Genomic DNA, 7751 nt, shown 5'->3' on the forward strand with positions numbered 1-7751 from the left:
GATCGCGTCATCTTTAAAAAGCGCGCCGCCTGAAATTTTATACTCGGTGACGGTCTGCCCGTCGTAGCTCATCATCACGGAATTTTCCGGATGCAGCTCGGCTTGCGAATACTTTACCTTCATACAGCCAGTAAGCAGCGCGACCGCCGCAAGCAGCGCCAAAATTTTAATTTTATCCATAACTCCTCCGAAGTTTATCTGCAAAAATCGTCTAAGATCATTTTTTTAAGATCCGCAGTCGTCTTTTTGAAAAATTCGGCTACGATTAGCTCCTCGGCTACGTATTGCGCATCTTTGTGATTGAACGTTTTTTCGGAATTCATATTTTTATATGCGCTTAGTCCTTTCGAGCTCATCTTTTGCACCGAACTCTCGCTTTTTGAAATTTTGCCGTCCGCATAAAGCCAATCGCCGTCTTTAAACATATTTGAAGTATAGTCGAAATTTACGTATCTGCCTGCATTATAGACGCTGCAAATCCCATCTTTGTGCCAAATGCTAAATACCATTGCCCTTTCGTCGTTAAAAAGATAAAATTTCATCCGCTTGGCATTCAGCGCGGACTTATAGTTATTGCCGTAAGACTTGCCCGCTTCATCGAGCACAAGCATCCTAAACTCACCTCTATCCATAGAATACATGCCTAAATTTTTGCCGTTTTCATACAGATCCTCGCCCGCAAATTTATAGATTACGGTTTTGTTGCCGTCGTAAAATTTAAACTCCTTGTCGCTCTTAGCCGGGCGCAATATCCCGCATCCCCCAAGTAGTGTCGCCAAAACGGCAAAAATTATAAAATTTTTCATTTATTACTCCTTAAATTCTAATCCAATCTTTTAGACTTTTCTCTGCAAAGCAGACCAAGAAGCGTAGCACCGCTAAGTACGACGGATGCTTGCACATGATCTGCTACTGTCGAATTTAGTTTTTCTAAAATTTTTTTATCCACATAAGATAACTTTTCATTAACGAAATCATACCTGGATGAAATTTTCCCCATTCCTTTTCTTGACATCAAAACATCATAACTATATGCCACGATCGGCTCGCCTCGTGAATACATAGTAATATACTCCTTTATATGTACATATTTTCCTGCGGACAATGCTTTACAAACGCCGTCATTATGGCTATAAGAAATCACTTTAATAAATTCGTTCGGAACAAATATTATCTCCGTAATTTTTTTAGAATTATGTTCCTTTGTCGCGCTGGGATCTATATAACCATTTCCCATTTCATCAGTATAAATGTGCGTACCAAGTCCCGGTGCCGTAAGATATTTGCCTAACACTTTGCCATTTTTATAGAGTTTTCCGTTATGGGCTCGGTATCTGGTGGAAATATTTTTGTCAAAGCTTAACATTGCGATATCTTCCGAGTCGGCAATTCCGTTTTGATCTTTTTTGCCCGCGCATCCTCCAAGCAGTGCCGCCAAAACGGCAAAAATTATGAAATTTTTCATTCATCACTCCTTAAATCTAATTTGGCGCCGCGGATTTAATCTGCTCTTGTCTGCGCGCCTTAAAATTCCTTCGCCGCACCTTGCCGCCGTATCGCAAGCCTACATTAAAATTTCAAGGCGTTTTGCGCCCTCAAATTTTAAAATTTGCTCGCCCTACTTCTCGCCGAAGCGCTCCTTTAAAATTTTATACGCCTCGTTGATCTCCTGAAGCTTCTTCGTGCCCTCCTGGATGATCTCCTCGTCCGCGCCCTTGCCCATCAGGATGTCGGGGTGGTATTTTTTCACGAGCTCGCGATATTTTTTCTTGATCTCGTTAAACGTAGCATCCTTGGAGAGCCCCAAAATTTCATACGGATCTCTTTTGGTTTTGGCGGAGTCTTGCGAGCCGCCCGAATAACCGCCATATCCACTCGAATACCCGCCGTAACCGCTAGAACTTTGCGAGCCTCCGTAGCCCGAACCCGCCGTGCCGCCATAGCCGTAGCCCGTACCGCCGCCGTAACTGCTGCTTCCGTAGCCGCCGGTGCTTCTGCCGCCGTATTTGTCCCAGTACCCGCCGCTTCTTGTGCTATAGCCGTCATATTCGTCGTAAGTGGAGCTGCTTTGCGCGCCGCCGTTTTCGTAATATGTGCCGTAAAAGCTGCGCTCAAAGGTCGCGAATATCTGGCTTTGGATATGCTCCGCAATGCCTAACCCGTCGCAGATCTGCGAGATTGTGCGCCGCTCTGCCGCGCTAAAACCGCAATCGACGTAGGCTAAATTTAAAAAGAAATAGATTAGCCCCGTTTTGCGACTCGGGCTCGGGCGGTAGGTTTGGTTATATTTTTCGGCAAGCTCGCGCACGTTTGCGAGGTTTTCTTTCTCGAGCTTATAAACGAGTTTTAACGCCTCGCGTTCGCGTTCGCCGGCGCCCATTTGGCGCACCAAATCGTCTAAAATTTCGCTTATCATCGCGGCTTCGGACTCGCTTACGTGCCCGTCGCTTTTGGCGACCTTGGCTAGAAGCGCTACTAAAATTTTAGCCTCTGCTAGTTGCATTCGCGCCTTGCCGCGATAGCCGGAGTTGCCGAGAGCCCCGCCGATCTGCGCGAAAATATACAGCGCGATTAAAAGAAATATGATGCTAAGCACGCGCTAGTCTTCGCTCTTTACGATCTTAGCAAACTCGCCAAAGTAAATTTCTTTTAGCGCGCCAAGGTTTTTGCGGACGGAATTTATGCGAAACGTTTCGCCGCCACTGGTGCCTAGTCGCATTAAGCTTAGCCCGTATTTTGCGGCCAGCTCTTTAAATTTCGCCTCGTCGCGCACGCCGAAAATCGCGCGCGAAAAGCTCTCGTCGAAAATATCTCTGCTATCGTCGCAGCTCATCTCAAACTCGCCGCCGATACCGCCTACGCACGCCATCTTAGCAAGCGTAATCGCCACGCCGCCGATTCCTACGGAGTTTGCAAATTCCAAAACTCCGCTCTTGCCAGCTTCTATCGCGAAGTCCCACAGAGCGCGCTCTGCTTTTAAATTTAGCTCCGGCAGGCTGCCTGCGACGCGGTTTTCTACCGCTTTCATATAAAGCGAGCCCGCAAAAACGCCCTTCGTATCGCCTACCAAATAGACGCTCACGCCGCTAGCGCAAAAATGGCTAGGGATGATCTCGCCCTCGTTCGTGCCCACGCATACGATCGCGGGAGTGGGCTGGATGCTAACGCCGCCCGTTTCGTTATAAAGGCTTACGTTGCCGCTTACGACGGGGGTATTTAGCGCGGCGCAAGCCTGCTTAATCCCCTCGCAGCCCTGCGCGAACTGCCACATAACCTCGGGATTTTGCGGATTGCCGTAGTTTAGGCAATCGGTGATGGCTAGAGGCGTCGCGCCGCTCATAGCGACCTTTCGCCCCGCCGACGCTACCGCGAGCGCCGCGCCTATGCGAGGATGGACGTAATTCATCCGCGTGTTGCAGTCCGCAGCCATCGCGAGTTTTACGCCGTTTTGCTTAACTCGCATCACCGCAGCGCCCAGCATACCGGGACGCTTGGCGGAGTTTAGCCCTACGTTGGCGTCGTATTGATCGTAGATGTAGGATTTATTTAGCACTTCGGGGTCCTCAAAAATTTTATCAAACGCCGCGTCTAGCTCGCGCTCGCTTGCGCCGCAGCCACATAAATTTTGCCGCGCGATCTGCGCCATATATGCAGGCTCTTTTATCGGGCGATCCAGCACGGGCGCAGCCTCGCTAAGCGGCTCGATCGGGATAACGCCCGCCAGCTCGCCGTGCCAAAAAAGCTCCATCTTGCCGCTATCCGTCACCTCGCCGATGACGGCGGCGTCGAGATCCCATTTGGCAAAAATTTCTTTGATTTTCTCCTCGCAGCCCTTTTTGGCGCAGATCAGCATACGCTCTTGGCTCTCGCTTAGCATCAGCTCATACGGGCTCATCCCCTCCTCGCGCATCGGTACACGGTCCAAATTTAACTGCATGCCGCTGCCGCTGCGCCCCGCCATCTCAAAGCTGCTTGAAGTAAGCCCCGCCGCGCCCATATCCTGGATACCCACGACGTAGTCTGTCTTAAAAAGCTCTAAGCACGCCTCCATCAGTAGCTTTTCGGCGAACGGATCGCCCACCTGCACCGTCGGGCGCAGAGATTTGTTCGCGTCGTTAAAGCTATCGCTCGCCATCACGGCTCCGCCGAGCCCGTCGCGACCCGTCTTAGAGCCCACGTAGATCACGCTATTGCCCACGCCTTCGGCCCTACCGTAGAAAATTTCATCCTTTTTAACGATACCCAGCGCAAAGGCATTAACCAAAATATTGCCGTCAAAGCTCTTATCGAAGCTCGTCTCGCCGCCTATCGTAGGGATGCCCATGCAGTTGCCGTAGTGAGCGATACCGGCAACCGCTCCTTTTAGCAGATAGCGCTGCTTGCGCGCATTTTCGCTTCTTCCTCGCACCTCGCCGAAACGAAGCGAGTTCATATTGGCCTCGACGCGCGCGCCCATCGTAAAGATATCGCGCAGTATCCCGCCCACGCCGGTCGCAGCCCCTTGAAACGGCTCTATGAAGCTTGGGTGGTTGTGGCTTTCCATCTTAAAAACCGCAGCCATGCCGCCGCCGATGTCGATGACGCCTGCGTTTTCGCCCGGGCCCTGGATAACCCAAGGCGCCTTGGTCGGAAAGCCGCTTAAGTATTTTTTGCTCGATTTGTAGCTGCAGTGCTCGCTCCACATCGCGCTAAAAATCCCAAGCTCGAGCAGATTCGGCTCGCGACCTAAAATTTTTAAAATTTTTTCATATTCTTCGTCTGAAATTTTATGTGCCGCTACTACTTTTTTGTCCATTTTTTCGCCCTTTTCGTCGTTAAATTTAGGTCGCAATAATAACTAAAATTTTCTATCATTTCGATTAATCTTCGCCCTTTTTAAGATACTTCTCGTAAAGTTTCGCCTCTTTTAAAAACGCGTAAAATGCGTTAATATTTGCCGTGATAAATCCCTTACGCCCGTCAAAAAGCGATCTGCGCAAAATGTATGATTTAAAAAACGCAAACGGATAGATCAGCAAAAGCTTCGCAAGGCTCGGCTTCCTGCCCTTCTCAAAATCCCCCTGCGCGCGCAGCGTAGAGTAGTTGTTGTTTTTCATAACGAGCTCGGCGATCGGCTTTTCGCTAAAGTGATTAATGCAAAATTTGCTCTTTCTTACGGCGCCTTTTATGATCGAAATTTGCGCGTGCACCCCCATATTTTTATACTCGCCGCACTCCTTGCGAAAGAAGCGGATGTGAGTGTTTTTGCGCACGAGATCGGAGCATCTGCGCCCGAGCGAGTATTCATGAAATTTAATATCCAGCGCCGAGTAATCGCTCTGGCTCATAAACTCCTCTATCTCGCCTTTTAGCTCAGGACTTACCTCCTCGTCGCCGTCGAGATTGAGCACCCATTCGTTGCTACATAGCGAAAACGCGTAGTTTTTCTGCACCCCCTCGCCCTGCCAGTCGTGATGGTAAATTTTATCGGTAAATTTACGCGCGATTTGCAGCGTGGCATCGGTGCTGCCGCTATCGACGATTATGATCTCGGCAAAATCCGCCACGCTACGCAGCATACGCTCAATGTGGCGCTCCTCATTCATCACTATCGCATAAACGGACGCTTTAATCATAGTTTGTTCCTTATCCTCGTAAATTTCAGCCAAAAATCAAAAAACCCCTCCGTGCCCAAAATGCCGATACGCTTTACGGCGTATCTGTCGTCGCCCGCCTCGTAAAGTCCGCGCTTGACGACCACCGCGCCTTTGAAATTTGATCTAGCGATATTTAAAATTTCGTCGTTAAATTTACCGTACGGATAGGCAAACACCTCGCAAGGCTGAGCGCAAATACGTGCTACGCGAGCCTTGGACGTGATGATCTCATCTGCGGCGAGCTGCGGATCGCTCGCGTAGGTAAGGTCTAAATTTACGTGGTGCATCGTATGCGCGCCAAACTCAACTAGCCCGCTTGCTTGCATTTTTAAAATTTGCTCCTCGCTTAGCATCCTTGCAAGATGGGTCGTGTTGGCGCGCTCCCAGTCGTTTTGTACGGCGTCCGGGACCAAAAATATGCTCGCTTTGAAATCGTATTTTTTCAAAATTTCAAAGGCGCTGGTAAAATTATTTTCAAACCCGTCGTCGAATGTGATGCAAACCGCCTTTTTAGGCAGCCGCTCTAGCGCGATGAGCTCGCTAAGCTTAAAGCTCTCAAAGCCGTTTTTCGCAAGCCACGCGATCTGTCTTTCAAAATCCGCAGGCTTCAGCCGCCATTTGTCGAATTTATCGCCCTTGTGCTCCTCTACGCTATGATACATCAGCACCCGCGCCTTATGCCAGCCCTGCGGGATCCGCCACCAGTTATACCGCAGTGAAACGCCCGCTGCGACGGCAAAGATCAGAAGCATAAAAGTATAGTTCATCTTGATTCTTTTACATCATCAACTTTTCTATCACTCGATGAATTTATATATTTATAATAGTTAGCGACAAGCGTAAATATAGTTATAGAAAATATCATAAAAAACGACCAACGGCTCTTAGAAATTACAAAAGTGGAATTTAAAAAGGAAAATGCATAAAAAACACTAAATGCACCGATCAATATAAAAGTTCCTTTTCTATAAACATTATAAAGGATACTAAAAAATAGTGTAATGGCAAACCCAAATCCAACAATTCCTTGCTCTGCAAGTATATCCATCCAAGGGCTATGCGCATGTTCAACCATTTTATTTTGTTCCTTATCTATTTCGTAACTTTCAAATTCCGGTTTATAGTAATCGAATTGTCTATATTTAAAATTTTTAAAACCTACACCTAATATAGGATTATCTTTGAACTCTTCTATAGCAGTTTTCCAAATAGCCACCCTAAGGTGCTTTTGATTCTCGAATGGATGCGCTAAAGAAATCAACCTATCCTGTAATTTATCGCTATTAAAGGCTATAGAAATCACACATGCACATAAAACAGCCAACATAATAAAAGCTGTTTTTCTATAAGGGCTAGTCCAAACTATTATAGGGATAAACACGGAAAGCAATAATAAAGGACCCCTGGAGCCGCTTAGCGGAACAGCTATTAAAATTCCAAAAAGAGCCGAGCCGTATAGAATGTAATGAGATGAAGAGCGATCTTTCAAGCTAAGCATAGCCCCAAACACTCCAACATAAAGAGGTAAGATAAAAGGGAAAATTCTGCTATTGCTAGAAAAAAATATATCGGTCGCCCTACCATCCAAAATCGGAACGCCAAAAATATTATAGCCTATAAGAAATTGTAGCAGTGCATTGAATGCAACGAATAAAACAATATAAGTTTGAAATTTAAAAAATCTTTCTAATTTATCCTTGGAATCAAGATATGTCTTAATTGCCAAATACAAAAGTACCCATAAGAATAAAACTCCTGCAGCACTAATAATGCCATCTTTATGCGTTGCCCAAATTACACTAGACAGCATATATATACACCAAATAGACATAAATATAAAAAATTTATCTTTAAACACGCAAAATAAGCGCTCCTTAAAAGTATGGAATAGAAATATAACTACTATTAGGGCGCTGAAGACATTATAAGACTTACCTACAAAAAGACTTAAAGACAATATATATAATAAATATCCCATGATCTTTTCATAGCTAAATTTTGATAACATTCATTTTCCTTTCTTATATTTCATCTTATTATATTATCAAAATCTTCTAAAAATTGAACTAGAAAATAGTGGTGTTTAACACTTATGATTTTATAATAAACATCAAT

General features: G+C 46.2%; 8 protein-coding genes. All 8 read right to left on the minus strand.

Annotation, left to right across the window (positions count from 1 at the left end; all coding sequences use genetic code 11):
- A partial coding sequence (locus Q0340_RS11210; protein ID WP_298083368.1) for a hypothetical protein occupies positions 1-180 on the minus strand: 180 nt, incomplete at its 3' end.
- 14 nt (positions 181-194) lie between these two features.
- The gene (locus Q0340_RS11215) at positions 195-806 is read right to left on the minus strand and encodes a hypothetical protein (protein WP_298083369.1); all 612 of its coding nucleotides are present in this window, start codon (positions 804-806) and stop codon (positions 195-197) included.
- A gap of 17 nt (positions 807-823) precedes the next feature.
- Positions 824-1465 carry a hypothetical protein gene (locus Q0340_RS11220; protein ID WP_298083370.1) on the minus strand — a complete coding sequence of 214 codons (642 nt, stop codon included), beginning with the start codon at positions 1463-1465 and terminating at the stop codon, positions 824-826.
- A 153-nt stretch (positions 1466-1618) separates the two neighbouring features.
- The gene (locus Q0340_RS11225) at positions 1619-2596 is read right to left on the minus strand and encodes a molecular chaperone DjiA (protein WP_298083371.1); all 978 of its coding nucleotides are present in this window, start codon (positions 2594-2596) and stop codon (positions 1619-1621) included.
- Positions 2597-2599: 3 nt separating this feature from the next.
- Positions 2600-4795, minus strand: coding sequence for a phosphoribosylformylglycinamidine synthase subunit PurL (gene purL / locus Q0340_RS11230; RefSeq protein ID WP_298083372.1), 2196 nt, complete (start codon positions 4793-4795; stop codon positions 2600-2602).
- A gap of 64 nt (positions 4796-4859) precedes the next feature.
- Entirely contained in the window at positions 4860-5615 is a 756-nt protein-coding gene (locus tag Q0340_RS11235; RefSeq protein ID WP_298083373.1) for a glycosyltransferase family 2 protein, read from the minus strand.
- Positions 5612-6403: a polysaccharide deacetylase family protein gene (locus Q0340_RS11240; protein ID WP_298083374.1), complete on the minus strand. Its 792-nt coding sequence runs from the start codon at positions 6401-6403 to the stop codon at positions 5612-5614. Before Q0340_RS11240 ends, Q0340_RS11235 begins: the two co-directional genes overlap by 4 nt.
- Complete coding sequence (locus Q0340_RS11245) at positions 6400-7644, minus strand: O-antigen ligase family protein (protein WP_298083375.1); 1245 nt, start codon at positions 7642-7644, stop codon at positions 6400-6402. The genes Q0340_RS11240 and Q0340_RS11245 overlap by 4 nt, the downstream gene beginning before the upstream one ends.
- Positions 7645-7751 lie beyond the last annotated feature (107 nt).

The sequence above is a fragment of the uncultured Campylobacter sp. genome (assembly GCF_938045595.1).
Lineage (GTDB): Bacteria > Campylobacterota > Campylobacteria > Campylobacterales > Campylobacteraceae > Campylobacter_B.

Bases quoted from the DNA above. Each gene is read 5' to 3' on its own strand.
- Q0340_RS11215 (WP_298083369.1), bottom strand. From the start codon at position 806: ATGAAAAATTTTATAATTTTTGCCGTTTTGGCGACACTACTTGGGGGA.
- Q0340_RS11220 (WP_298083370.1), bottom strand. From the start codon at position 1,465: ATGAAAAATTTCATAATTTTTGCCGTTTTGGCGGCACTGCTTGGAGGA.
- purL (WP_298083372.1), bottom strand. From the start codon at position 4,795: ATGGACAAAAAAGTAGTAGCGGCACATAAAATTTCAGACGAAGAATAT.
- Q0340_RS11235 (WP_298083373.1), bottom strand. From the start codon at position 5,615: ATGATTAAAGCGTCCGTTTATGCGATAGTGATGAATGAGGAGCGCCAC.
- Q0340_RS11240 (WP_298083374.1), bottom strand. From the start codon at position 6,403: ATGAACTATACTTTTATGCTTCTGATCTTTGCCGTCGCAGCGGGCGTT.
- Q0340_RS11245 (WP_298083375.1), bottom strand. From the start codon at position 7,644: ATGTTATCAAAATTTAGCTATGAAAAGATCATGGGATATTTATTATAT.